Source organism: Planococcus sp. RAB007_Raresut (assembly GCF_057369535.1).
The window spans coordinates 1-266 of sequence record NZ_JBXYIF010000134.1 but is presented as its reverse complement, the minus strand read 5'-3'; the positions used below and the strand labels follow the sequence as shown (position 1 = coordinate 266).

General features: G+C 42.5%; 1 pseudogene. It reads right to left on the bottom strand.

Annotated features, from left to right (window positions below):
* Window positions 1-130, bottom strand: a pseudogene (locus tag AC2Q9J_RS18040) (ribokinase); the annotation flags it as partial.
* Window positions 131-266: the final 136 nt, after the last annotated feature.

Genomic DNA, 266 nt, shown 5'->3' with positions numbered 1-266 from the left:
CAACGTTTCGACCTGTTCCGCCATTGGAAAAAGTGATGTCGCCGACATTCTTCGCATCTTTGTGGAGCGGTGCGAAGGAAGTCCCTTTAATATCGACAAACACCTTGCCGATGACTGCAATCGTATTCATATCTTGTACCACCTTTAGTCAATCTTTCGATCTGTTTCAGTCTGTAGACACATTGTTTCAATTATAACGAAATCGACATATTGTTTCAATCATCGATTCCATTTTGTCGAATGGATCACTCCCACGATGACGTGAG